We start from the raw sequence: 672 nt of genomic DNA, 5'->3' as shown, positions 1-672 counted from the left end.
TGGATCTGACTGGCGCGACCAATACCGCGACTGTCGAAGACACTATCGACAACACCACTGTGGCCGTCAGCTCGCTGCCAGCGAAAGAAGGCGATGAAAACGTCACCTTCAACTTCCAGCTGAGCAACAAACCGCAGGGCGCGACCACCCTGACCGTCGATGTCGGCGGCACCATCTACACCGTTACAGTGGATGCGGACGGTAAAGGCACCCTGCAAGTTCCGAACACCAACGTTGAAGATGTCTATAAAGACGCTTCGACTGTCACTGCCACCGTCACCGCTGTGAATGGCGGCAACTACGAAGGCGTGGACCTGACTGGCGCGACCAATACCGCCACTGTCGAAGACACCATCGACAACACCACCGTGGCCGTCAGCTCGCTGCCGGCGAAAGAAGGCGACGAAAACGTCACCTTCAACTTCCAGCTGAGCAATAAGCCGCAGGGTGCAACCACCCTGACCGTGGATGTCGGCGGCACTATCTACACCGTGAACGTCGATGCGGACGGTAAAGGCACCCTGCAAGTTCCGAACACCAACGTCGAAGACGTCTACAAAGATGCTTCGACCGTGACTGCCACCGTCACCGCTGTTAACGGCGGTAACTACGAAGGCGTGGACCTGACTGGCGCGACCAATACCGCGACTGTCGAAGACACCATCGATAACA

The 672-nt window shown here is 57.6% G+C and carries 1 protein-coding gene; it reads left to right on the top strand.

Features of this window, described 5'->3' with window-relative positions:
• A partial coding sequence (locus F3J45_RS29620; protein WP_205300754.1) for an immunoglobulin-like domain-containing protein occupies positions 1 to 672 on the top strand: 672 nt, incomplete at both ends.

Source organism: Pantoea sp. Ap-967 (assembly GCF_011752565.1).
In the GTDB taxonomy this organism is placed as follows: domain Bacteria; phylum Pseudomonadota; class Gammaproteobacteria; order Pseudomonadales; family Pseudomonadaceae; genus Aquipseudomonas.
The sequence above is the reverse complement of the archived record's forward strand: the minus strand, read 5'-3'. Positions and strand labels throughout refer to the sequence as shown.